Genomic DNA, 23,685 nt, shown 5'->3' on the forward strand with positions numbered 1-23,685 from the left:
CCGATGGTACTGCAGGGGGGACCCTGTGGGAGAGTAGGACACCGCCGGACTTCCATTACCGAAATGGCCACCCAACGCAGGGTGGCCATTTCGCGATAACCGTCGCTCCGGAGTGCAGATAGAGCCGCCCCGCGATGGAACGCGTCAACGGCTGCATCGGTAGACTCGGGGGATGCCGGCGCTCGATCTCACCGCGACCTCTGCCGACCTCACCCGCACGATCTGCGACATCCCGAGCGTCTCGGGTGACGAGACCACGCTGGCTGACCTCATCTTCGCGGCGGTGTCCGCGCTCCCTCATCTCGAGGTCTATCGTGACGGCGACACGATCGTCGCGCGCACCACGCAGGGCAGAGCCCAGCGGGTCGCGATCGCCGGTCACATCGACACGGTGCCGATCAACGGCAACGTGCCGACGCGTGACATCGAGATCGACGGCGAGCCGTTCATCTGGGGTCGCGGCACCGTCGACATGAAGGGCGGTGTCGCCGTCCAGCTCAAGCTCGCCGCCGAGCTGGTCGCGCCTCGAGTGGACATCACCTGGATGTGGTATGACCACGAGGAGGTCGACGCCGACCTCAACGGCCTCACCCGGCTCGCCCGGACGCGCCCCGACCTGTTCGCGGCCGACTTCGCGATCCTCGGCGAGCCGTCGAACGGCGAGGTCGAGGGCGGCTGCAACGGCAACCTCCGCGCCATCGTCCGGACCCACGGCGTCCGCTCCCACAGCGCGCGGGCCTGGATCGGCCAGAACGCCATCCACAGCGCCGCCCCTGTGCTCGCCCGCCTCGCCGAGTACCGCCCGCGTGACGTGCCGGTGGAGGGACTCGTCTACCGCGAGGGCCTCAACGCCGTCCGCATCAGCGGCGGGGTCGCGGGCAACGTGATCCCGGATCTGTGCGAGATCGAGGTCAACTACCGCTTCGCACCGAGTCGCGACGCCGCCGAGGCGGAGCAGCACGTGCGCGACGTGTTCGCCGGATTCGACGTCGAGATCGTCGACCTGGCCGTCGGCGCGCGACCGGGACTCGATGCGCCGCTCGCGCAGGAGTTCGTCGCCGCAGTCGGGGCCGAGCCGCGCCCGAAGTACGGCTGGACGGATGTCGCGCGTTTCAGTGCTCTGGGCGTGCCGGCGGTCAACTACGGTCCTGGCGACCCCCACCTCGCTCACCACGACGAGGAACGCGTGCCCGTCGGCCAGATCGACGCGGTGGAGCGGGGCCTGCGCGCGTGGCTGACCGGCAGCTGACCTCCGCGGTCCACCCGCGTCTGAGCGCGGGGAGCGCGGCGGTCCGGGTCGGTGCGATCTACCTCGCGGCTCGCGTGGTGACCACGGCGTTCCTGCTGCTCGCCGCGGAGCTCTCGGGCTTCGAGTCGCGATTCGGTCCGGACCCGACGCTGGCCGACTTCGTTCTGGGCTGGGACGCGCAGTGGTACTGGCTCGTCGCCGTAGGGGGCTACCCCACCGAGCTGCCACTCACGGACTCCGGGGCGGTGGCCGAGAATGCCTGGGCCTTCATGCCCATCTACCCGCAGCTGGCGAAGATCGTCGCGTTGCCGTTCGGCACCTTCGCCGCAGGCGCGTTCGTCGTCTCGTTGTTGGCCGGGTACGCGGCATCCCTCGTCCTCTTCCACCTGCTGCGCAGCCGGATCGACGACACCGCGGCGCTGTGGGCGGTCACGTTCTTCGCCGCCGGCCCGCTCGCCGCGCTCTTCCAGGTGGGCTACGCCGAGGCGCTGTACCTGCTCTGGCTCTTCCTCGCCCTGTGGTGCGTGATGCGTCGCCGGTACGTATGGCTCTACGGGCTCATTCCGGTCATGGGATTCACCCGCCCCGGGGTGCTGGCGTTCGCTCTCTTCCTCGGCCTGTTCGGCATCTGGCGCTGGTTCAGGCGTCGCCGCGAGCCGTTGCCTGCCCGCGAGATCGTGCACATCGTCGCCCTCGGCCTGCTTGCTGCCGTCGTCGGGTTCGCGTGGCAGGTCATCGCCGGACTGCTCACCGGCGACAGCGGTGCGTACCTCGCGACGGAGCTCGCATGGCGGCGCAACTGGATTCTGGGGGAGGCGGTGTTCTTCCCGCTCGAGGGATTCCTCACCGCGACCGCCTTCTGGTTCGGCACCGTGTGGCGCCTGCCCATCGAGCTCGGCTACGTCGTGGTCGGGGCAGCCGTCCTCGCCATCGGGGCCGTTCTCCTGTTCGTGCCGCAGGTCAAGCGACTCGGCGTCGAGGTGCGGCTGTGGAGCGCGAGCTACGTCGTGTACCTCCTGCTGGTCTTCTTCCCGCAGTCGAGCCTGTTCCGCCTGCTCGTCCCGCTGTCGCCGCTGTGGGGGGCGGTCGCCGTGCCGCGTTCGAACGTCTGGCGAGGCAGCGTGCTCGTCGCCTGCCTCATCGGGCAGTGGTGGTGGATCTACAACATGTACGCGCTCGGGAATGTGATCTGGCAGGTGCCGTGAAGTATCGCAGTTTGGGACTCCATGTCCACAAGTGTCGCCCGAGGGTCGCAGGGTCACGATAAACTTGACGTGCAGACCATCGATGAAAGGGAGCCGCAATGGCAGCCATGAAGCCGAGAACCGGAGACGGGCCAATGGAGGCCGTGAAGGAGGGTCGCCTCATCATCGTGCGCGTGCCGCTCGAAGGTGGCGGTCGTCTCGTCGTCTCCGTCAACGACGCTGAGGCCAAGGAGCTCTACGACGTTCTGGGCGGAGTCGTCAGCCCCGCCTGAGTCACACCCGTTCCACGGAACGGCCGGTCTTCGGACCGGCCGTTTTCGCGTCCGCGGACGATGCGGCTCAGTCGGTCGGAACGGTCGTCAGCTGCAGGAGTCCCTCACCGACGATCGACAGTGCGCCGATGACAGCGGGCGAGGCCTGCGTCTCCTGGATGAGCGAGCGGTAGGCGGTCGTCACGGGATCGCGGCGCACCGGGTCGGCGACCGCGCCGCCGGCCATCACCCGCGGGACGAGCACCGTGCCTCCCGCGCGCACCAGCCGCAGGCCGTGCTCGACATACTCGATGACTCCCTCGGGGTCGGCGTCGACGAGCACGATGTCGTACGACGCCTCGTTCATCCGGGGGAGGACTTCGGCGGCGCGCCCGGTGATGAAGCGCGCCCGCGCCGGCGGGATCTTCGCCTCGGCGAACGCCTGCCGTGCGGCGCCGAGGTGCTCCGGCTCCTTGTCGATCGTCGTCAGTGTGGCGCGGGGCGAGCCGCGCAGCAGCCACAGACCCGAGACGCCGGCACCGGTCCCGATCTCGACGATGTTGAGGGCTTGGGATGCTGCGGCGATGAGGGCGCACTGAGCGCCGACGGGCGCGCTGATCGGCGCGGCACCGAGCTCGAGCGCGTGGGCACGCGCCCGCGCGATGTGGTCCGGCTCGACCGTCGCCTCGGCGGCGAATCGCTGATTCGCGTTCTGCTCTCCCATCGACATCCTCCGCGCAAAGCCTACGGGGAACGCGTGCGCTCACGCCTCAGGCGCGGCGGTAACCTGATCTCATGTTCTTCGGCCTCACGATCGAGAAGCTGCTGCTGATCGGCCTCGTCGCCGCGCTCATCGTCGGTCCCGAACGACTTCCCCGGTATGCGGAGTCGCTCGGCAGCTTCACCCGTCGCGCACGGGACTGGCTCTCGACGGCGCGCACCCGCGTGCGCGACGAGATGGGGGAGGACTTCGACGACGTCGACTGGCGTACACTCGACCCGCGGCAGTACGATCCGCGGCGGATCATCCGGGAAGCGCTGCTCGACGACGCGCCGGTTCCCACGGTGCGGGCGGCTCAGGCCGGTGCAGCCGTCGCGTCCACGGGGACTCCGCCGCCACCCCCCGTGCGGTCGCCCTTCCGCGGCCCGGAGGACGGACCGACGCCGTACGACACCGAAGCGACCTGACGCGTCCCGATCACCGCGGGCGCAGCGGCAGCGAACGACCCGCGAGACCCCGCGGCTCGGCCATGAGAGCCTGCGCGATGCGCTCGATCTCGCGCGCCGCCGGATCCTCGGGGTGGGCGAGGACGGCTGGGATGCCGGCATCCGCGTCCCCTCGCAGAACGGGACTGAGGGGCACCGAGCCGATCAACGGCACCTTCAGCCCATCGCTCGACAGGGCTGACGCGACCGCCGTCCCGCCGCCGGATCCGAAGAGGTCGAGCGTTGTGCCGTCGGGCAGGGTCATGGCGGCCATGTTCTCGACGACGCCGATCACGCGCTGCCCGGTCTGGCGGGCGACGAGTCCGCTGCGCACGGCGACGTCGGAGGCAGCCGCCTGGGGCGTGGTCACCACCAGCACATCGGCGTTCGGCAGCAGCTGACCGACGGAGATCGCGACGTCGCCCGTGCCGGGTGGCATGTCGAGCAGCAGCACGTCGAGGTCTCCGAAGTACACGTCGGTGAGGAACTGCTGCACGGTGCGGTGCAGCATCGGTCCGCGCCACGCCACCGCGCCGAGCGGCTCGGTGCCGGGCCCGCGGCGCAGGAACATGCCGATCGAGATGACCTTCACTCCGTGGGCGACCGGCGGAAGCATGAGGTCGTCGATGCGCGTCGGCTGCGGCACTGCGCCGTCGGGTCCGACGAGGCCCAACTGCCCGGGGATGGAGAAGCCGTGCACATCGGCGTCGATCAGCCCGACGGCCAGGCCGCGGGCGGCCAGCGCGACGGCGAGATTGGCGGTGACGGTCGACTTGCCCACGCCGCCCTTGCCGCTCGTCACGGCGATCACCCGGGTGAGGGTGCCGGGACCGAAGGGCATCTCCCGGGTGCGACCGCCGCGCAGCCGATCGGTGAGCGCCTGGCGCTCCTGAGGCGTCATCACCCCCACGTCGAGCGCGACCTCCGAGATTCCGGGAACGGATGCCGCGGCCCGGCGCACATCGGCTGCGATGCGCTCGGCGGCCGGGCACCCGACGATCGTGAGCACGATGCCGACCTCGGCGATTCCGTCGCTGACGGCGATGTCGCGCACCATGTCGAGCTCGCCGATGGGGCGGCGCAGTTCCGGGTCGAGCACGGCGTCGACCGCCCGGCGGACGGCGTCCGCGGTGGGTTCGCTCATCTGCCCGTGCCGTCCGGCGTGTCGTCGCGCAGCTCGATCTTCTCGAGGAGCGCACGCAGCTCGGCGCGGAGCACCTCGCGCGTGACGACCTCGTCGGAGAAGTCGGTCACCGCCATGCGCAGCGCCACCACCTCGCGGGCCAGGTACTCGGTGTCGGCGAGGTTGCGCTCAGCGCGCTGGCGATCCTGCTCGATCTGCACGCGGTCGCGGTCGTCCTGACGGTTCTGCGCGAGGAGGATGAGCGGTGCGGCGTACGAGGCCTGCAACGAGAGGATCAGCGTGAGCAGCGTGAAGTTCTGCGCCCGCGGATCGAACTGCAGCGGGACGGGCGCGAAGGTGTTCCACGCGAGCCACACGACGACGAAGACCGTCATGCCGATGAGGAATCCCGAGGTGCCCATGCCGCGGGCGAATGCCTCGGAGAAGCGGCCGAACCGGTCCTGCGACGGCTGCGGCGTGCGCTGGAGCATCCCGGAGCGCCCGCGCGGTGCGTCGAGCGCCACCTGGCGCGTCTGCCGGCGCGCCATCACGAGCGCCTCGGAATCGTCGCGGTCGAGACGGGGACCGCCGGTGGCGCCTCGCCGTGCGAGCGCCAGTCGTCGGGGAGCAGGTAGTCGAGCACGTCGTCGATGCTGACGGCGCCGACGAGCCGGTGCGCCTGGTCGACGACCGGCACCGACACGAGGTTGTAGCTCGCGAGGAGACGGGCGACCTCGGCGGCCGATGCCGAGGCCGGCAGCGGATCGAGCGTGTCGTCGATGATGGCGCCGAGCCGCTCGTGCGGCGGATAGCGCAGCATCCGCTGGAAGTGCACGGTGCCCAGCAGCCGGCCCGTCGGGGTCTCGTACGGCGGGAGGGTGACGAAGACGGCGGCGGCCAGGGCGGGGTGCAGCTCGTGCCGGCGGATCAGGGCGAGGGCCTCGGCGACGGTCGCGTCGGCGGACAGCACGATGGGCTCGCTGGTCATGAGACCGCCCGCGGTGTCGGGGCCGTACTTCAGCAGCGCACGCACGTCTTCGGCCTCTTCGGGCTCCATGAGCTCGAGCAGTTCCTCGGACCGTGATTCCGGCAGCTGGCCGAGCAGGTCGGCCGCGTCATCCGGCTCCATCGCATCGAGGATGTCGGCCGCGCGCTCATCGCCGAGAGCCTCGAGGATGTGGACCTGCTCCTCTTCGGGCATCTCTTCGAGCGCGTCGGCGAGCCGGTCGTCGGGCAGTTCCTCGGCGACCTCGATGAGCCGCTCGTCGGGGAGGTCGAGCAGGGTGTTGGCGAGGTCGGCCGGCTTGAGGTCGGAGTAGGTCGCCACGAGCTGCTCGGCCGACTGCGCCTCGCCGGGGTTCTGCTGCTCGCGCACGTCCTGCCACGACGCGAAGGTCGTCGGGCCCTTCGCGAACGGCGACGCGCTCGTGCGCGGCCGGCGCAGGAAGAGCTGGCCGATGTCCCATTCACCGAGACGGTTGCGCTCGATCGCGACGTCTTCGATGACCGCGGTGCCCGAGCCGTCGTTGAGGTACACCTTGCGCCCGAGGAGCTCGGCCATGACACGCACCTCGCCGCCGCGCTGCTGGAACCGCCGCACGTTGATGAGGCCGGTCGTGATGACCTGGCCGGTGGCGATCGACGTGACACGGCCGATCGAGACGAACACGTGACGGCGGCCGGGGATCTCGACCACCAGCCCGATGACCCGCGGCGGATCATCCTTGCGGTAGATGACCACGACGTCGCGCACCCGCCCGAGGCGGTCGCCTGCGGGGTCGAAGACGGAGCACCCGGACAGGCGCGCCACGAATACCCTCTGCGTGCTCACGCGTTCCAGCGTAGTCCGGACACCGTGGGAGGATGGGGAGATGACCATGATGGGCGGACGCTTTCCCCAGGGGTCTGAGGAGGTCGGTCAGACCGTCGCCAGCTTCCCCACGTACGACGCCGCGCAGAAGGCCGTGTCGTCACTCATCGCCGGCGAGGTGCCCGCCCGTGACATCGCGATCGTGGGGCAGGGCCTGCGGTCCATCGAGAAGGTGACCGGCCGGCTCGGCTACGCCTCCGCCGCCCGCTCCGGCGCGATCAACGGCCTGCTGCTCGGCCTGCTCTTCTCCGCCATCCTCGTGATCGGCTCGCCCACGGTGCCGATCCAGGCCTTCGTCGGCGTGCTGTTCGTCGGCATCGCGATCGGCATGCTCCTGAGCATCATCACGTACTCGTTCGTGCGCCGTCGTCGAGACTACGCGTCGGTGATGCAGGTGGTCGCGGACCACTACGAGGTCACCGTCGCGGCGACCAGCATCCATCGCGCCCGTCAGGTGCTCGGACCGCAGGCGGCGCCCGAGCCTCCCGCGCAGAGTTCGACGCCGCCGGCGGTCCCTGCGGCGCCCGAGGACGACCCCGAGCCGCCGCGCTACGGCGAGCGGGTGTCGCCGGCCGCGACCGCCGCGGCGGACGACGGTGCGGCGGGGCCCGCCCCTGCTGCTCCCGCTGCGCCTGGTGAGCCTTCGGAAGGCGACGCCACCGGGTCCGAGGCGGGCTCCGACCGCTGATGGCGACGACCGAGACCGACCTGCGCATCGGGGTCGTGCTCCCCAACGGCCAGGTCGAGGTGTCGGGCCTGCTCGGTCGACCCGACGACGCATGGGCGCTGCTCGGCATCGCGCACGGCGCTGGCGCAGGGATGCGGCATCCGTTCCTCACCGGACTCGCGCATGCTCTCCACGACAGCGGCGTCGCGACCCTGCGGTTCACCTTCCCCTACCTCGAAGCAGGACGACGGATGCCGGGCCCGGCCGCCCACGCCGTCACGACGTGGGCCGCGGTCGAGGCGGCGGCGACGGAGCACGCCCCGGACCTGCCGCTCTGGGCATCGGGCAAGTCCTACGGCGGACGCATGGCCTCGATGGCGGCGGCGGAGGGGCGCATCGCCCCGCGCGGCCTCATCTACCTGGGCTACCCGCTGCACCCGCCCGGCGACCCCGGTAACGCGCGGACCGCGCACCTTCCCGACGTCGCGCCGCCGCAGCTCTTCCTCGAAGGCACGAACGACCCGTTCATCCAGCCCGTCGAGCAGCTGGAAGCGGCGGTCGCGTCGTGCCAGGATGCCGAGATCCTCTGGATCGACGGCGGTGGGCACTCGTTCGAGATCAAGGGCCGCAAGCGCCCGGCCGACGAGGTCGGCGCCGAACTGGCCCCGGCCGTCGCTCACTGGATGCGTCGTCGGTCGGAGTAGCGTCAGCGCCCGGCCGCGTACCCCTGCATGCCGCGCGGGTTGGCAGCCGCCCACAGGACGCCGGTCTCGGCGTCCCTCCCCACCGCAGAGACACGACCCAGCGACCAGTCGCCTGCGCGGGTGACCGCATGCCCCCGGCGCTCGAGGCCCGCGACGACCGACTCGCCCAGACGGTCTTCGACGACGGCGCCCGCAGGCGTCCAGGTGCGCGGCCAGAACGACTCCGGCATCGCCGTCGTGTGCAGCGACGGTGCGTCGATCGCCTCCTGCGGGGAGTAGCCGCCGACGATCATGCGCAGCAGCGCCAGCAGCTGCCACTGGTCCTGCTGATCGCCGCCGGGTGAGCCGATCGCGAACTCGGGTGCGCTGTCGCGCAGCACGAGCGTCGGCGTGAGCGTCGTGCGCGGACGGCGTCCGGGGACGAGGGAGGACGGATGCCCCGGCTCGAGCCACGTCATCTGAAGGCGGGTGCCGAGGCAGAATCCCAGGGCGGGAATGGCCGGAGACGACTGCAGCCAGCCGCCCGACGGCGTCGCCGACACGATGTTGCCCCAGCGGTCGACGACGTCGAGGTGGCACGTATCGCCTCGCGTCTCGCCGGTCTTCGCGACAGTGGGCTCGCCCGTCCCGACGCCCGCCGCGTCGTACGACGTGCGCAGCGGCGGGCGGAAGCCGGAGCGCCCGCCGAGCGCGCCGGGCCGGAACTCCGTCGACGCCGACGAGGCGATCAGCGAGCGCCGCTCGTCCAGGTAGTCGGGGGAGAGGAGGGCGTCGAGCTCGACGTCGGCGTCGCCGAACCACGCGTCGCGGTCGGCGAGCGCGAGCTTCTGCGCCTCGAGGATCGTGTGGGCGCCGGGCTCCTGCGACGGGTCGAGCAGGTCGTCGTCGAGGGGCTCGAGGAGCGCGAGGGTCTGCAGCAGCGCCGGACCCTGCGTCCAGACGCCGGCCTTCGCGATCGTGTGCCCACGGAAGTCCCGGGTGACCGCGGACTCGTACCCGGCGTCGAACGCCGCGAAGTCGTCGGCCGTGATGACGCCGGCGTGGACTCCGCCCGCCGAGTGACGGTGCGGATCGGCGGCGAACGCCGCGGCCTCCTGCGCGACCTGGCCGGTCTTCCACTCGTGGCGGGCGGCATCGATGCGCGCAGCGCGGCCGACCGGTCCGTCGTCGCGCACCGTGCAGGAGGCATGCACGAGCCCGTCGAGCACGTCGGCATACGCCGGATTCCGCACGACGTCGCCCGGCGCCGGCGGCGCGCCGCCGGGCATCCACAGGTCGCGCGAGGTCGTCCAGTCCTCGGCGAAGAGCTCCGCGACGCGGGCGATGGTCGCAGCGGCCTGCCGCACGATCGGATGACCGTCGCGCGCGTAGCCGATCGCGTACGACAGCACGTCGCCGAGCTCCCACGTGCCGTGGTCGCGCAGCAGCAGCAGCCACGCGTCCACCGCGCCCGGCACGGCCGCGGCCAGGGCGCCGGAGCCGGGGACGAGATCGAGTCCCTCGGCGCGGTAGTGCTCGATCGTGGCGGCGGCGGGCGCCGGTCCCTGGCCCATCAGGACTGTGGGGGACGCGGCATCCGCTGTCTGGAAGATCCCGACGAGGTCGCCACCGGGCCCGTTCAGATGCGGTTCCACGACGTGAAGCACGAACGCGGCCGCGACCGTCGCGTCGAACGCGTTGCCGCCGCGCTCGAGCACCGACTGCGCGGTCGCGGTCGCGAGCCAGTGCGTCGAGGCGGACATGCCGAACGTGCCCGACAGGGTCGGGCGCGTGGTGAACGCGGGCGGCGGGGTGTAGGCCACGCTCAGCCGGAGAGTCGCGCGATCCAGGCCTCGACCTCGTCGGCGGTGCGCGGGATGCCGGCGGAGAGGTTGACCGGCCCGTCGGCGGTCATGAGGATGTCGTCCTCGATCCGCACGCCGATGCCGCGGTACTCCTCGGGCACCGTGACGTCGTCGATCTGGAAGTAGAGGCCGGGCTCGATCGTGAAGATCATGCCGGGCTCCAGGAGACCGTCGTAGTACATGTCGCGCCGCGCCTGCGCGCAGTCGTGCACGTCGATGCCGAGGTGGTGGCTCGTGCCGTGGACCATGTACCGGCGGTGGTGGCCGCCCTTGTCGGCGTCGAGCGCCTCCTCCGCCGTCACCGGCAGCAGACCCCACTCGGCCACGCGGGTCGCGATGACCTGCATCGCCGCCTCGTGCACGGTGCGGAACTTGACGCCCGGCTTCGCCGCCGCGAACGCGGCGTCGGCGGCCTCGCGGACCGTCTCGTAGATGCGGCGCTGGATGTCGGTGAAAGTGCCGCTGACCGGGAGAGTGCGCGTGATGTCGGCGGTGTAGAGGCTGTCGACCTCGGCGCCGGCGTCGATCAGGATGAGGTCGCCCGGAACGACGGCGCCGTCGTTCCGCGTCCAGTGCAGGTAGCACGCGTGCGGGCCGGCCGCCGCGATGGTGTCGTACCCGACGGCGTTGCCGTCGCTGCGGGCGCGCTGGTGGAAGACGCCCTCGACGATGCGCTCGCCGCGGGGATGGGCGACGATCGCCGGGATGTTGGCGACGATGTCGTCGAATCCGCGGGCGGTGACCTCGACGGCGAGCTTCATCTGCGCCACCTCGTACTCGTCCTTGACCAGGCGCAGCTCCGACACGAAGCGGGTGAGGTCCTCGTCCTCGTCGAGCTGGAGCTCGCCGTCGCGAGACGCGAACTCGTCGATGTGGGCGGTCGCGACACCCAGGTCGGCGGCGACACCCGCCAGCGCGGGACGCGGCCCGATCCAGAACTCGCCGATCGAGGCATCCGAGTAGAACTCCGCCGTCGTGCGGTCGGCGCGCTCTCGGAAGTACAGGGTCACGTCGTGACCGCCGCCCTCGCGCGGCTCGAACACGAGCACCGAGCCGGGCTCGGCGTCGGACGCCCAGCCGGTGAGGTGCGAGAACGCGGAGTGCGCGCGGAACGGATAGTCGGTGTCGTTGCTGCGCTGCTTGAGCTCGCCCGCCGGGATGATGAGGCGCTTGCCCGGGAACGCCGCCGACACCGCGTCGCGCCGCGCGGCCGTGTACGCCGCCTGCTCGCGGGTCGGGGGCATCGAGTCGGGCCGCTCCGCCCACCCCTCGGAGATGGTGTCGAGGAAGCCCTGGCCGTAGGGCTGACGCCGGTTCGTGGTCGTCGAGGCGGGGGTCTCGGCGTCCGTCTGCGCGATCGTGTCGCTGTCGCCTGTGGTGCTCATGCGTCCAGTCTGTCACGCGACCGCCGCGCGACGGAGAGCTCAGTCCACAGGCTCCAGCTGCACGATGAGGGGGCGGTGGTCCGATCCGGAGCCGTCCATCGAGCGCAGCACGAGCGAGCCGGTGGCCTCCCAGTGAGCAGACGTCATGACGTGGTCGATCGGCGTGCCGAGCACCGACGGCATCTCCGCCGACCATGTCCCGATGGCGCCGTTCCCCGTCACGATCGCGGCGTCATCGCACAGGCCCAGAGTGCGGTCGTCCACCCCGAGGGCCGACATGTGGTCGACGGTCGCGTTGAAGTCGCCGGCCATGATGACGTTGGCGTCGGTGCATTGATCGGCGAGCCACTGCAGGTCGTCGCGCCAGTCCTGCATGTAGCTGGGGCGCGGCGCGACCGCGTGCGCGGCGACGACGATGGGTCCCTGGCCGTCGGTGGGCATCGCCACGGCGCTCGGCACCGTCGACGTGTTGCTCGTGCCGTCGATCGACGACTCGATGACGGCGTAGTCGCCGAGCTCGGGGGAGATGAGCAGCGTCGTGGAGCCGGCATCCCACTCGGTCGAAGGGTCTTCGGCATGGTGGGCCCACATGCGGTGCCCGAGCTCGCGCATCGCGATGGCGACCTGCTCGCCCGTCTCGATGGTCGTCTCGGGGAGCGCGACGATGTCGGCGTCCATCGCGACGGCGATCTTCGCGATCGTGTCGGGCGGGGTCGCCGGCCCGGCCGTGTTCCACGTCATCACGCGGATCGCCGTGTCGGTCTTGGCAGGCAGGGCCTCGGTGCCCATGCCGCCCCGGCCCATCAGGATGACCCCGTTCGCGACCGCGGCCAGGGCGGCGACGATCGCGATCGACAGGGAGAAGGCGCGGATCGGCCGCACGATGGCGACCAGCAGGGCCAGGACCGCGATCAGCGCGAACGCGACGGCGAGGAGACCCCGGAACGAGACGATCTGAGCCACCGGATAGAACCGCTCCACCCGGAAGAAGCCGGGCCAGGTCAGCACGGCCGCCGTGATCGCGCAGAGCACGGTCACGAGGATCCCGAACAGGCGAAGCACGTCGGCGACTCTATGCGAGCAGGCTGGGAGATCGGTCAGCGCCCGCCCGCATGTCGGCGCGCTACGCTCGGAGGATGCCGGGACGGTTGCGCTTCGAGGGCCCGAGCGATCTGCACCTGCACTCGGTCCTCTCCGACGGCACCGAATCGCCCGCGCAGGTGATGGCGGCCGCGCACCGGCACGGGCTGCGCACCGCCGCGCTCACCGACCACGACACCACGTCGGGATGGGCGGAGGCGGCCGAGGCCGCGGCATCCCTCGGCATGACCTTCATCCCCGGGATGGAGCTCTCCGCGCGCCACGAGTGGCGCAGCGTGCACGTGCTCGCGTACCTCGTCGATCCGGACGACGAGGCGCTGCGCGCGATGACCGACAAGATCCGTTCCTCGCGGCTCGACCGCGCGCGGATCATGGCCGACCGGATCGCGCGCGACTACGACCTGGTGTGGGACGACATCCTCGCGCAGACGACCGACGGCGCCACCGTGGGGCGTCCGCACATCGCCGATGCGCTCGTCGCGCGAGGTCTGGTGCGCGACCGCGCCGAGGCGTTCTCGAGCATCCTGAGCCCCGGCGGGGACTACTACGTCGCGTTGTACGCGCCGGATCCGGTCACTGCGGTCGGGCTCGTCGCCGGCGCCGGGGGAGTCCCGATCATCGCGCACCCGGCGGGTCGCGCCGGCCTGCTGCCCGCACATCTGACCGATCGCATGCTCGGCGCGGGTCTCGCGGGCTTCGAGCTGGGCCATCGCGAGAACCGTGCGTCCGGCATCCGCTCGCTGCGCGAGCTGTGCGAGGAGCGCGATCTCATCGTCACCGGATCCAGCGACTACCACGGGCTCGGCAAGCCGAACCAGCCGGGCGAGTACACCACCGACGACGCCATGGTCGCGCGGATCATCGAGGCCGCAACGGGAAGCGCCCCCGTCTACCCGTGAGGCAGACGAGGGCGCTCACCGTGGAGAGCGGATGCCTCAGCCGAGCGCCTTCGCTTTGAGGGCGTCGAACTCGGCCTGGGTGATCGTGCCCGCGTCGAGGAGCGCCTTGGCCTTGGCGATCTCGTCGGTCGCGCTCGTGCCGCCGGCCACGGACTTGATGTAGGAGTCCTGCGCCGCCTGAAGCTGCTTCGCCTCGGCCGCTCCGCGACGGGCCATGCCGTTGCCGCGGGCGATCAGGTAGACGAGCAGCGTGAGGAACGGGACGAAGATCAGGAAGATGATCCACAGGGCCTTCCACCACCCGCTGAGCTCGTGATCGCGGAAGAGGTCGCCGATCACGGCGAACAGCGCGAAGAGGTAGGCGACGAACACGAAGACCCAGAGGAACCACCAGATGAGGTCCCCGAGGGAACCCCAGAACCCCTGGTACTCGTAGCCGGTCGTGACCGCGTCGATGAATCGCACGATGAGTGCCTTTCTGAATGCGAGGTGCGGCGCGAAGTGCGCCGCTTGCGCTCACGATAGCGCCCGGCCGCGTCGGAATCACGCGATTGGACGCGGATGTCGCCGTGCGTCGGTCCCCAGGTCAGGCGCTGACGGGGGCGCCACCGCCCGACGCGGACGAGCCGCCGCGGCGACGTCGACGCCGGCGCGGAGCGGGCTTGCCGTCGTGGTGCTCCTTGCCGCCTCCGTCGTGCGTTCCGCCGCCTTCGGCAGGGCGCTCGCCCTGGGCGGCAGAGGCCTGGCCGGCACCCTGGGCGCCCGCAGATCCGCCGGACCGGCGACGGCTGCGCCGACGCGTGGTGCCGTCGCCGTCGGCGCCGTCACGGGGTGCGGCATCCTGCGTCTTGACGGTCTGCGTCTTGGGCGCCGTGGCGATGCGGCCCTTGGTGCCCGCAGGGATGTCGAGGTCGGAGTAGAGGTGGGGGCTGGACGAGTAGGTCTCGACCGGCTCGGGCTGCCCGAACTCCAGCGCGCGGTTGATGAGCGCCCACTTGTGCAGGTCGTCCCAGTCGACGAACGTCACCGCGATGCCGGTCTTGCCGGCGCGGCCCGTGCGGCCGGCGCGGTGCAGGTACGTCTTCTCGTCGTCGGGGATCGTGTGGTTGATGACGTGCGTGACGTCGTCGACGTCGATGCCGCGCGCGGCGACGTCGGTGGCGATGAGCACGTCGCGCTTGCCGGCCTTGAATCCGGCCATCGAGCGCTCGCGCGCCTCCTGGCTCATGTCGCCGTGCACGGCGGCGGCGTTGAAGCCGCGGTCGCCGAGCTCGTCGACGAGCTTCTGCGCGGCGCGCTTGGTTCGCGTGAAGATGACCGTCTTGCCGCGACCGTCGGCCTGCAGGATGCGGGCGATGACCTCGTCCTTGTCGAGCGAGTGCGCGCGGTAGACGAGGTGCTTGATGTTCGCCTGCGTGAGTCCTTCGTCGGGGTCGGTCGCGCGGATGTGGATCGGGTTCGACATGAACCGGCGCGCGAGGGCGACGATCGGACCGGGCATGGTGGCCGAGAAGAGCTGCGTGTGACGCACGGCGGGCACCTTCGAGAAGATCTTCTCGATGTCGGGCAGGAAGCCCAGGTCGAGCATCTTGTCCGCCTCGTCGAGCACGACCTCGGTCGCGTGCGAGAGATCGAGCAGACGCTGGTTGTTCAGGTCGATGAGGCGACCGGGAGTGCCGACGACGATCTGCGCGCCGGCCTTGAGCTGGTCGATCTGGCCCTCGTAGGCCTTGCCGCCGTAGATCGCGACGACGCTCGTCGCACGACCCGAGGTCAGCATGTCCATGTCTTCGTAGACCTGTACGCACAGCTCGCGGGTGGGGACCACGATGAGGGCCTTGACGCCCGGCTCGGGGTTGCGGCCGAGGCGCTGCACCACGGGGATGCCGAAGCCGAACGTCTTGCCGGTGCCGGTCTTGGCCTGCCCGATGATGTCCTGGCCGGGGAGGCCGAGGGGGATCGTCTGCTCCTGGATGGGGAAGGCATCGACGATGCCCTTGTTTGCGAGGACATCGACGATGTCCTGGTCGACGCCGAGTTCGGCGAAGGTCGTCACGATATGAGCCTGTCCGGCAGTGAGATGCTGCCTGGTCCGTGCCCTGGCGCGGTGATCATCGACGCCGCGCGGGCGGAAGTGCGGTCCACGCCCTCTCTCAGCCACAGGCGCGGGAGCCCCCGATCCGATGCCGGGGACGTCACCACGATACCGGAGGAGGGCGCCGGAGGGCATTTCGGACGGTTCGGAGGAGAGCGGATGCCGCGCCCGGCGCCGTGCGACCCTAGGCTGTAGCCCGTGGTGAAGTGGTTCTGGCAGCGTCGGGAACCCGGGCGGAAGCTGCAGCTCCGCTCGAGGGAAGACCTCGGCGACGCGACGCGCGTCGACTTCGAGGAGCTCGCGCCCGACATCGACACGTTCCTCGGCCAGGCCGCCTATCTGCAGCTCGGCTACTTCGAGACGCTGAGCGAGCTCATCGCGCTGACGCCGGAGCTGTCCGACAAGGAGTCGCTCTCACGCGCCGCGGGCGCCGCGCTGACCAAGCACGAGGAACTCGTGGCGCTCATCCGCGAGCGCGGGGACGACCCCACCGACCTGATGCTGCCGTTCCGCGAGCCGCTGGACGCGTTCCGTGGGGCGACGCACGGTGTGCGTGCACCCGAGACGATGCTGTCGGTGCACATCACGGCGGGCATGCTGGACGACTTCTACCTGGCGCTGTCGGCGAGCTATGCCGACACCGGACGACGGGTCGCCCGCATCCTGCGCGCCGACGACGATCGCGAGGCGATCGTCGACATCATCGGCCGGACGATCGAGAGTGATCCGGAGTGGAAGTCGCTGCTCGCGCTGTGGGGGCGGCGGCTCGTGGGGGACACGCTGCTCATCGCCCGGGCCGCGCTGCGGCCGGTGACGCTGCGCGTGGCGGACGAAGCGAAGGTCGAGCCGGTGTTCACCGAGCTCATGGCAGCGCACTCGCGGCGCATGGACGCGATGGGCCTCGCGGCCTGAGGCGCTCCACGGCGCCCTCCGCGGGGTGCGCGGGAAGTCAGCCGATCCGGAGGCGCGCGCGCTCGCTGGCATCGTGCGCCACGCGCATGCGCGAGAGCACCACCAGAACGGGGTAGGTCACGACCACCGGCGCGACGAACATCGACAGCCACAGCCATACGCTGTCGATGCCGACGCCCGCCCACGTGAGGATCGTCCACACCAGTCCGGCCGCGAACGCGCCGAGTGCGGGGCCGATCACAACGCCGCGCGTCGAGCGGTGGGCGACGAGGAAGTGCACGGCTATGCCGAGCACGGCGCCGACGATGATCGCGAGGATGATCTGCATCGGCGGGTCAGGCGACGAAGCCGACGCGGCGGGACTCCTCGGTCCCGAGCTCGATGTACGCCAGGCTCGCGGTGGGGACGATGTAGCTGTTCCCCTTGTTGTCGGCGAGCGTGAGGTGCGTGGCACCGGCGTCGAGCGCCGCGGCCACGGACTTCTTCACGTCGGCCGCAGCCTCGTTCGTCTCGAAGTTGAGCTCGCGTCCGGTGTTCGCGATGCCGATGCGGATCTCCACGTGACTGCCTCTCTCCCACTGCGCGGCCGGGTTCCCCGGCGCATGGCAACTCTACGACACGGCCGCACGCGCCCAGGTCGTCCGTCCGCTCGCTGTCGGCGAACGGGGGTGTCGTGAGTCCGCGCTACGGTCGAGGGCATGGTGTTGCGGGACGGATCCGGTGCGACGGCCGCGCTGGACGATCCCCAGCGCGTCGTCGTCGAGCTGGCGGGCGAGGCCTCCTGCGTCGTCGTAGGGGCGCCCGGCACCGGCAAGACGACAGCCCTCGTCGCCCGCGTGGCCGCCCTCGTCGCCCGAGGCGTCGACCCCGACGCGATCCTCGTGCTGACGCCCACGCGGCAGACGGCCACCGCACTCCGCGACCGGCTCGCGCTCGCCGTCGGGCGCGCCACGTCCGGCCCGCTGGCCCGGTCGGTGGCGTCGTTCGCCTTCCAGCTCGTGCGCGCGAACGCGGTGGCGATCGACGCCGACCCGCCGCAACTGCTGACCGGGGGCGACGAAGACCAGCTCATCGGCGACCTGCTCGACGGCGATGCCGAGGACGAGCGGGAGACCGGCAGGTCGCGCTGGCCGGAGTGGCTGGGCGCAGGCATCCGCTCCACTCCGGGGTTCCGCACCGAGGTGCGCACCTTCCTCGCGGAGTGCACGACGCTCGGCATCGAACCGGGGCGGCTGCGGGCGCTCGGCGAGCAGCACGACCTGGCGGTCTGGGTCTCGCTCGCGTCCTTCGCGGGCGAGTACCACGAGGTGCGCGCGGGCATGCGGGGCGCGCACCGCGATGCGGCCGGCCTCGTGCGGGAAGCAGTCGGACTCCTGCGCACGGCGGGCGACGGCATCCCTGCCATCGACCGGCTGCGGGTGATCCTCGTCGACGACGCGCAGGAGCTCACCCTCGGCGGCGTCGAACTGCTCGAGGCAGCGCGCGGCCGCGGGATCCCGGTGGTCGCGTTCGGCGATCCCGACGTCGGCGCCGGATCGTTCCGCGGCGCCACGCCTGAGAACTTCGCGCGGCTCGCGGCGAGTCTCGGGGCGGTGTCCGTCCTCGACACGCGCCACCGCGGCACGCCCTGGCAGGGCGACCTCGTGCGGCGGATCACGCAGCGCATCGGCGCCGTCGGCGTCGTGGCGCACCGCGGCGCAGGCACCGGCGCCGAGCCCGACGATTCCGTGCGTGCTCTGCTGCTGCGGTCGCCGGCCGAGGAGTACGACGCGATCGCCCGGCTGCTGCGCGAGCGCCACGTGCACGACGGCGTGCCGTGGGGGCGCTGCGCCGTGATCGCCCACGACACCCGGCAGGTCGCGGCGCTCGAGGCCGAGCTGTCGGCGCGCGAGGTTCCCGCCCGTTCGAGCGGCCCCGGCCGTGCCCTCGGTGCGCTCACACCGGTGAACGACCTGCTGCGGCTGATCGAGCTCGCCGCCGGTGACGACCGCACCTTCGACGACGTGTCGGCTGCGCTGCTGGGCACCTACGGGCGTCTCGACCCGATCGAGCTGCGCCGTCTCCGCTCCGCGCTGCGACACGCCGAGCTCGCTGCGGGCGGAGAGCGGTCCGGCCGCGACCTGCTCGTGTCGGCGATGTCCCAGCCGCTCGAGTTCGACCTGGTCGACACCCGCGAGGCCCGCCGGGCGGCGGCCCTCGCCCGCACGCTCGCCTTCCTGCGCGAAGAGCTCGACCGCGGCGCGACCGCGCACGAGCTGCTCTGGGCGGCATGGGATCGCAGCGGACTGCAGCGCGTGTGGTCGGAGCTGGCCCGCGGCCACGGTCCCCTCGCTGAACAGGCGAATCGCGATCTCGATGCCGTGGTGGCGCTGTTCCAGGTCGCCAAGCGCTTCGTCGAGCGGTCGCTCGACGCCGACCCGCGGGTGTTCGTGCGCGGCATCCTCGACTCCGACGTGGCCGAAGACCGGCTCGCCGCGCCCGTCCGTGACGACACCGTGCAGCTGCTGACGCCCGCGGGCGCGCTGGGGCTGGAGTTCGACACCGTCGTCGTCGCCGGCGTGCAGGACGGCATCTGGCCGAACACGCGCCTGCGCGGCAGCCTGCTCGAGACGTGGCGGCTGGCGGATGCCGCGACCCGCACCGGCGATGCGGCAGCGGGCGTCTTCGACCGGCGCCGCTCCGCGATGCACGAAGAGCTGCGGCTGCTCGTGCGCGCACTGTCGCGTGCGACGCAGCGTGTGGTCGTGACTGCCGTCGACGACGACGACACCGGACCGAGTGTGTTCTTCGAGTTCTTCCCCGACCCTGAGCGTCACAGCGTCGATCACCCGCTGTCGCTGCGCGGGCTCGTCGCCCGCCATCGGCGTGTGCTCACCGATGGGGCGAGCCGCGGAAGCGCGGCGCACGCAGCCGGGCAGCTGGCGCTGCTCGCCGACGCGGGCGTGCCCGGCGCCGCGCCGGGCGAGTGGTTCGGCGTTCCGCGGCCGACATCGACCGGTCCGCTGCGCGACCTCGAGAAGGAAGACGTGCGGGTCTCGCCCTCGCGCCTCCACACGCTCGAGGAGTGCGAGCTCAACTGGGTGATCGGAGACCTCGGCGGTGATCCGGGCGGCACGACGGCCGGACTCGGCACGATCATCCACGCGGCGCTCGAGCACGCGGCCGACTCGACCGAGGAGAGCCTGTGGGCCGAGGTGGAGGCGCGCTGGAGCGAACTCGCGTTCGAGGCGGACTGGCGCGACCGGTCCGAGAAGACACGGGCGAGGGACCTGGTGCGACGCCTGCACCTCTACCTGCGGCGGTTCGAGGCGTCGGGCGGAACGCTCATCGGCGCCGAACCCCACTTCGAGGTGGCGATCCCGCTCGACGATGCCGAGGCGTTCGAGCACGGTGCGATCCTGTCGGGCTACATCGACCGCGTCGAGCTCACGCCCGAGGGCACGGTGGTGATCATGGACCTCAAGACGGGCAAGCGCGAGCCGCAGACGAATGCGAAGGTCGTCGACAACCCGCAGCTCGGCGCCTATCAGCTGGCGTTCGAGGCAGGTGCGATCCCGGCGGCCGCCGGACATGCGCCGGGCGGTGCGAAGCTGCTGGTGCTGCGGCCGACGGCCACCCGATCCGACTACGCCGAGCCGTGGCAGCCGCCCTTCGACGACGAGCGGCGCGAGGCCTTCCTCACCCGCATCAGGCACGCGGTCACGACCATGCGCGGTGTGTCGTTCGCCGCGCCGTACGAGGAGCACTGCCGTGACGACCATTCGTACGGGCTGTGCCGCATCCACACGATCGGGGCGGTGAGCGCGTCGTGATCACCGACCAGTCCGTGTCTCCGCCCGCGACGGCAGACCCCGCGACCGCGCCGCTGCCCGCTCGGGTGATCGCCGCCGCACTGGGCCAGTTCCCGCCGACCGACGAGCAGACCGCGGTGATCGAGGCGCCGCTCTCCCCGGCGCTGGTCGTTGCGGGTGCCGGCAGCGGCAAGACCGAGACCATGGCCTCGCGGGTCGTGTGGCTCGTCGCGAACCGGCTCGTGCGCCGCGACGAGGTGCTCGGGCTCACGTTCACACGAAAGGCGGCCGGTGAGCTCGCGGAGCGCATCCAGCGTCGGCTGGCGCGCCTGAGCGAGTTCGAGCGACGCGGACTCGTGGGCTTCCTTCCCGCGCTTCACGAGGCGGGGCGCCTCGACGTCTTCGCCGAGCTCGAGCGCGCAGCCGGCGATGGAGCACGGGCCACGGCGGCCCGCCACGAGGCCATGGACGCGCTCGCCCGGCTCGTCGGCGCGGAGCCGCAGGAGGCTGAAGACGACGCGCTCCTGCACCGGCCGACGGTGTCGACCTACAACAGCTTCGCCGACCAGATCGTGCGCGAGCACGCGGTGCGGATCGGGCGGGATGCCGAGGCCGCCGTCATGTCGGAGTCGGCGGCGTGGCTGCTGATGCGGCGGGTGGTGTTCGCTTCCGACGATCCGCGGCTCGAGACCCGTGGCGAGGCGGTGCGGAGCATCATCGACGGCGCACTGCGCATCGCGCGTGACGGCGTCGACAACCTCGTCGACCTCGATGACCTCGCCGCGTTCCCCGAGAGCTTCCGGCGAGTGATGGATCTGCCCTCGACGAACGCGCGCACCGTCGTCTACGCCGAGGTGGCCGAGGCGAACGAGAAAGTCGCGGCGCTGTCGATGCTGGCCGATCTCGCACGCGACTACGCAGCCGAGAAGCGGCGCATCGGCGTGATCGACTTCTCGGACCAGGTCGCCGGCGCGCTCGAGGTGGTCGCCGGCCACCGCGCCGTCGCCGACGAGCTGCGCGACCGCTATCGCGTGGTGCTGCTCGACGAGTACCAAGACACGTCGGTGGTGCAGACAGACCTGCTGTCCTCGCTGTTCGCGGGTACGGGGGTCATGGCGGTCGGCGACCCCCATCAGGCGATATACGGGTGGCGCGGTGCGAGTGCGGGCAATCTCGGCGGATTCGCCGCGGCGTTCTCGCCGTCGGGGGAGTGCGCGGAGTACTCGCTGCTCACGAGCTGGCGCAACAGCGCCGACGTGCTCACCGCCGCGAACGCCGTGCTGGCCCCGCTCGCCGCCTCGGCCGCCGTGCGCGTCCAGGAGCTGCGTGCGCGGCCCGGCGCCCCCGCCGGAGCGGTCGAGACCGCGTTCGATGCCGATCTCGACTCCGAGGCCGATCGCGTCGCAGAGTGGTTCGCACGCGTCCGAGCCGACCGCGCCCGGGCCGGACTGGCGACCACCGGCGCCGTGCTCTTCCGCAGCAAGAAGCACATGGTGCGCTTCGGTGACGCGCTGGGGCGGCGCGGCATCCCTCATCGGATCCTCGGCCTCGGCGGACTGCTGTCCACGCCCGAGGTGGTCGACGTCGTGAGCGCGCTGCGGGTGGTCAGTGACCCGAGTGCGGGCTCCGCGCTCATCCGTCTGCTGTCGGGGCCGCGGTGGTCCATCGGACTGCCCGACCTGCGAGAGCTCGCGGCGCTCGCCCGGCGCATCGCACGCCACGACGCGGCGCTGCAGCCGCTCGCTCCCGAGGTCGTGGAGCGCATCCGCTCCGGTGCGGGCGACGACGACGGCTCTCTCGTCGACGCGCTCGACTTCGTGCTCCGGCATCCCGCCGACCACGGCTGGCTGGCCGGCTTCACCGCCGCGGCGCGCGAGCGCCTCCGCGAGGCCGGCGCCGTCTTCGCGGGTCTGCGACAGGCTGCCGGCATGCCGATCCCCGAACTCGTGCGGCTGATCGAGATCGAGCTGCGGCTCGACGTCGAGCTCGCGGCGAACGAGGCCCGCGGCCCGGCGCGCATCGCGAGCGCCCAGCTGCGCGCGTTCGTCGACGAGCTGCACGCCTTCCTCGCGGCGGACGAGTCGGGCTCGCTGTCGAGCCTGCTCGCCTGGCTGGATCACGCTGAGCAGCTCGACGAGTTCGCTCCGCGCACCGAGCCGCCTGAAGACGACGTCGTGCAGCTTCTGACGATCCACGGATCCAAGGGACTGGAGTGGGATGCCGTCGCCGTCGTGCGCCTGGTGAAGGACGAGCTGCCGAGCGCGCCCCGCGACACCAAGGGCTGGCTCGGATTCGGGGTGCTGCCGTATGCGTTCCGCGGCGATGCGGCGTGGCTCCCCGCCCTCGCGTGGCGCGGCGCCGGCACGCAGCAGGAACTCAAGACGGCCGTCGAGGACTTCGTCGCGGCGAACCGCGCGCGGCAGCTCGAAGAGGATCGCAGGCTCGCCTACGTCGCGGTCACCCGTGCCCGCGACCATCTGCTGCTGACCGGGTCGACGTGGTCCGGCACGAAGCGCCCGCGTGAGCGGAGCACGTTCTTCACTGAGATCGCCGCAGCGCTGGAGCACGAGCTGCCGAGTGACGAGCCGGGGGAGAACCCGTACCTCGGCGAGCGTCGCATGCTCCAGTGGCCGATCGATCCGCTCGGCTCTCGTCGCGCGGTGGTCGAGCGCGCCGCCTCGGCGGTCGAGGCCGCGTTGTCCGCTCCGCGACCGATGCCCGATTCCGACGTGGCGCTGCTGCTCGCCGAGCGGGACGCCCGGCGAGCACCTGCGACGCGGGACGCGCCGACGCGCATCGCAGCATCCCGGTACAAGGAGTTCGTCTCCGACTACGAGGGCACCGTCGCTGCGATCGCCCGGCCGCTGCCCGAGCGCCCGTTCCGGCAGACGCGCCTCGGCACCCTCTTCCACGCATGGGTCGAGCAGCGCGCCGGCACGCCGGGCCTCGGCGGGTCGATCGACGATGCGCTGTGGGAGTCCGACGACGATCTGCCCGGCACCGAATCCTCCGCCGAAGACGCCGCGGCGCTCGACGCGCTGCAGGCGCGATTCCTCGCCTCGGAGTGGGCGACCCTGCGCCCGCTCGAGGTCGAGACCGAGATCGACTTCACCATGACCGGCCTCGACGGCCGTCCGCACGTCGTGATCTGCAAGCTCGACGCCGTCTACCGTCGCGACGACCGCGGCGGCCGGATCGAGATCGTCGACTGGAAGACGGGCGCGGCTCCGCGCACCGATGCCGAGAAGGAGGAGCGGATGCTGCAGCTCGAGCTCTACCGGCAGGCGTACCACGCCAAGCACGGCGTGCCTCTGGAGGAGATCGACGTGGCGCTGTACTACGTCGCGGCCGACCTCGTGCTCCGGGGCTGACCCCGCCGACAG

General features: G+C 71.6%; 21 protein-coding genes. 10 read left to right on the forward strand and 11 right to left on the reverse strand.

Going from position 1 to position 23,685, the window contains the following annotated elements; all coding sequences use genetic code 11:
• Positions 1 to 172 precede the first annotated feature (172 nt).
• The 3 genes from dapE (at position 173) to ACFC1W_RS14730 (ending at position 2,726) form a co-directional block, all read left to right on the forward strand.
• Positions 173 to 1,249, forward strand: a complete 1,077-nt coding sequence (gene dapE / locus ACFC1W_RS14720) for a succinyl-diaminopimelate desuccinylase (protein WP_375994029.1) — start codon at positions 173 to 175, stop codon at positions 1,247 to 1,249.
• Positions 1,231 to 2,454: a hypothetical protein gene (locus ACFC1W_RS14725; protein WP_375994031.1), complete on the forward strand. Its 1,224-nt coding sequence runs from the start codon at positions 1,231 to 1,233 to the stop codon at positions 2,452 to 2,454. The genes dapE and ACFC1W_RS14725 overlap by 19 nt, the downstream gene beginning before the upstream one ends.
• A 98-nt stretch (positions 2,455 to 2,552) precedes the next feature.
• On the forward strand, positions 2,553 to 2,726 hold the full coding sequence (locus ACFC1W_RS14730) for a DUF3117 domain-containing protein (RefSeq protein WP_127474371.1): 174 nt from the start codon (positions 2,553 to 2,555) through the stop codon (positions 2,724 to 2,726).
• Between the two features lie 67 nt (positions 2,727 to 2,793).
• Here the strand turns inward: ACFC1W_RS14730 and ACFC1W_RS14735 are convergent, their stop codons facing one another.
• Positions 2,794 to 3,429: an O-methyltransferase gene (locus tag ACFC1W_RS14735; protein WP_375994034.1), complete on the reverse strand. Its 636-nt coding sequence runs from the start codon at positions 3,427 to 3,429 to the stop codon at positions 2,794 to 2,796.
• Between the two features lie 71 nt (positions 3,430 to 3,500).
• Here ACFC1W_RS14735 and ACFC1W_RS14740 point away from each other — a divergent pair, with 71 nt between their 5' ends.
• Positions 3,501 to 3,893: a twin-arginine translocase TatA/TatE family subunit gene (locus ACFC1W_RS14740; RefSeq protein WP_191766629.1), complete on the forward strand. Its 393-nt coding sequence runs from the start codon at positions 3,501 to 3,503 to the stop codon at positions 3,891 to 3,893.
• A gap of 10 nt (positions 3,894 to 3,903) precedes the next feature.
• On the opposite strand, the gene ACFC1W_RS14745 is transcribed toward ACFC1W_RS14740, so the two are convergent.
• Genes ACFC1W_RS14745 through ACFC1W_RS14755 form a run of 3 tightly spaced genes read right to left on the reverse strand, consistent with a single transcriptional unit; the run spans position 3,904 to position 6,865 of the window.
• Positions 3,904 to 5,055 (reverse strand): Mrp/NBP35 family ATP-binding protein, encoded by a 1,152-nt coding sequence (locus ACFC1W_RS14745; RefSeq protein ID WP_375994037.1) that lies wholly within the window; start codon positions 5,053 to 5,055, stop codon positions 3,904 to 3,906.
• On the reverse strand, positions 5,052 to 5,582 hold the full coding sequence (locus ACFC1W_RS14750) for a DUF1003 domain-containing protein (RefSeq protein ID WP_375994040.1): 531 nt from the start codon (positions 5,580 to 5,582) through the stop codon (positions 5,052 to 5,054). Before ACFC1W_RS14750 ends, ACFC1W_RS14745 begins: the two co-directional genes overlap by 4 nt.
• Positions 5,582 to 6,865 (reverse strand): magnesium transporter MgtE N-terminal domain-containing protein, encoded by a 1,284-nt coding sequence (locus ACFC1W_RS14755; RefSeq protein ID WP_241110228.1) that lies wholly within the window; start codon positions 6,863 to 6,865, stop codon positions 5,582 to 5,584. The genes ACFC1W_RS14750 and ACFC1W_RS14755 overlap by 1 nt, the downstream gene beginning before the upstream one ends.
• 40 nt (positions 6,866 to 6,905) lie before the next feature.
• Between ACFC1W_RS14755 and ACFC1W_RS14760 the strand changes: the two genes are divergently transcribed.
• Positions 6,906 to 7,592 (forward strand): general stress protein, encoded by a 687-nt coding sequence (locus ACFC1W_RS14760; protein WP_375994043.1) that lies wholly within the window; start codon positions 6,906 to 6,908, stop codon positions 7,590 to 7,592.
• On the forward strand, positions 7,592 to 8,275 hold the full coding sequence (locus ACFC1W_RS14765) for an alpha/beta family hydrolase (RefSeq protein ID WP_375994045.1): 684 nt from the start codon (positions 7,592 to 7,594) through the stop codon (positions 8,273 to 8,275). Before ACFC1W_RS14760 ends, ACFC1W_RS14765 begins: the two co-directional genes overlap by 1 nt.
• A 2-nt stretch (positions 8,276 to 8,277) precedes the next feature.
• Here the strand turns inward: ACFC1W_RS14765 and ACFC1W_RS14770 are convergent, their stop codons facing one another.
• Genes ACFC1W_RS14770 through ACFC1W_RS14780 form a run of 3 tightly spaced genes read right to left on the reverse strand, consistent with a single transcriptional unit; the run spans position 8,278 to position 12,566 of the window.
• Positions 8,278 to 10,077 (reverse strand): gamma-glutamyltransferase family protein, encoded by a 1,800-nt coding sequence (locus ACFC1W_RS14770; protein ID WP_375994048.1) that lies wholly within the window; start codon positions 10,075 to 10,077, stop codon positions 8,278 to 8,280.
• A gap of 2 nt (positions 10,078 to 10,079) precedes the next feature.
• Positions 10,080 to 11,504: an aminopeptidase P family protein gene (locus ACFC1W_RS14775; protein WP_375994050.1), complete on the reverse strand. Its 1,425-nt coding sequence runs from the start codon at positions 11,502 to 11,504 to the stop codon at positions 10,080 to 10,082.
• Positions 11,505 to 11,543: 39 nt separating this feature from the next.
• Positions 11,544 to 12,566, reverse strand: a complete 1,023-nt coding sequence (locus tag ACFC1W_RS14780; protein ID WP_375994052.1) for an endonuclease/exonuclease/phosphatase family protein — start codon at positions 12,564 to 12,566, stop codon at positions 11,544 to 11,546.
• 74 nt (positions 12,567 to 12,640) lie between these two features.
• Between ACFC1W_RS14780 and ACFC1W_RS14785 the strand changes: the two genes are divergently transcribed.
• Complete coding sequence (locus ACFC1W_RS14785) at positions 12,641 to 13,504, forward strand: PHP domain-containing protein (protein WP_375994054.1); 864 nt, start codon at positions 12,641 to 12,643, stop codon at positions 13,502 to 13,504.
• A 36-nt stretch (positions 13,505 to 13,540) separates the two neighbouring features.
• Here the strand turns inward: ACFC1W_RS14785 and ACFC1W_RS14790 are convergent, their stop codons facing one another.
• Together ACFC1W_RS14790 and ACFC1W_RS14795 are read right to left on the reverse strand one after the other, a co-directional pair.
• Positions 13,541 to 13,969, reverse strand: coding sequence for an SHOCT domain-containing protein (locus tag ACFC1W_RS14790; RefSeq protein ID WP_374200389.1), 429 nt, complete (start codon positions 13,967 to 13,969; stop codon positions 13,541 to 13,543).
• Between the two features lie 121 nt (positions 13,970 to 14,090).
• The gene (locus ACFC1W_RS14795) at positions 14,091 to 15,560 is read right to left on the reverse strand and encodes a DEAD/DEAH box helicase (RefSeq protein WP_375994057.1); all 1,470 of its coding nucleotides are present in this window, start codon (positions 15,558 to 15,560) and stop codon (positions 14,091 to 14,093) included.
• 237 nt (positions 15,561 to 15,797) lie between these two features.
• Here ACFC1W_RS14795 and ACFC1W_RS14800 point away from each other — a divergent pair, with 237 nt between their 5' ends.
• On the forward strand, positions 15,798 to 16,511 hold the full coding sequence (locus tag ACFC1W_RS14800) for a ferritin-like fold-containing protein (protein WP_375994059.1): 714 nt from the start codon (positions 15,798 to 15,800) through the stop codon (positions 16,509 to 16,511).
• Positions 16,512 to 16,548: 37 nt separating this feature from the next.
• Here ACFC1W_RS14800 and ACFC1W_RS14805 read toward each other — a convergent pair whose 3' ends face one another.
• Together ACFC1W_RS14805 and ACFC1W_RS14810 are read right to left on the reverse strand one after the other, a co-directional pair.
• The gene (locus ACFC1W_RS14805) at positions 16,549 to 16,839 is read right to left on the reverse strand and encodes a hypothetical protein (RefSeq protein ID WP_375994062.1); all 291 of its coding nucleotides are present in this window, start codon (positions 16,837 to 16,839) and stop codon (positions 16,549 to 16,551) included.
• A 7-nt stretch (positions 16,840 to 16,846) separates the two neighbouring features.
• The gene (locus tag ACFC1W_RS14810; protein ID WP_241110238.1) at positions 16,847 to 17,071 is read right to left on the reverse strand and encodes a DUF3107 domain-containing protein; all 225 of its coding nucleotides are present in this window, start codon (positions 17,069 to 17,071) and stop codon (positions 16,847 to 16,849) included.
• Between the two features lie 138 nt (positions 17,072 to 17,209).
• On the opposite strand from ACFC1W_RS14810, the gene ACFC1W_RS14815 reads away from it, so the two are divergent.
• Together ACFC1W_RS14815 and ACFC1W_RS14820 are read left to right on the forward strand one after the other, a co-directional pair.
• Positions 17,210 to 20,323, forward strand: coding sequence for an ATP-dependent helicase (locus ACFC1W_RS14815; protein WP_375994065.1), 3,114 nt, complete (start codon positions 17,210 to 17,212; stop codon positions 20,321 to 20,323).
• 65 nt (positions 20,324 to 20,388) lie between these two features.
• Positions 20,389 to 23,673 carry an ATP-dependent DNA helicase gene (locus tag ACFC1W_RS14820; RefSeq protein WP_375994569.1) on the forward strand — a complete coding sequence of 1,095 codons (3,285 nt, stop codon included), beginning with the start codon at positions 20,389 to 20,391 and terminating at the stop codon, positions 23,671 to 23,673.
• Positions 23,674 to 23,685: the final 12 nt, after the last annotated feature.

This window comes from Microbacterium sp. NPDC056003, from assembly GCF_042274785.1.
Lineage (GTDB): Bacteria > Actinomycetota > Actinomycetes > Actinomycetales > Microbacteriaceae > Microbacterium.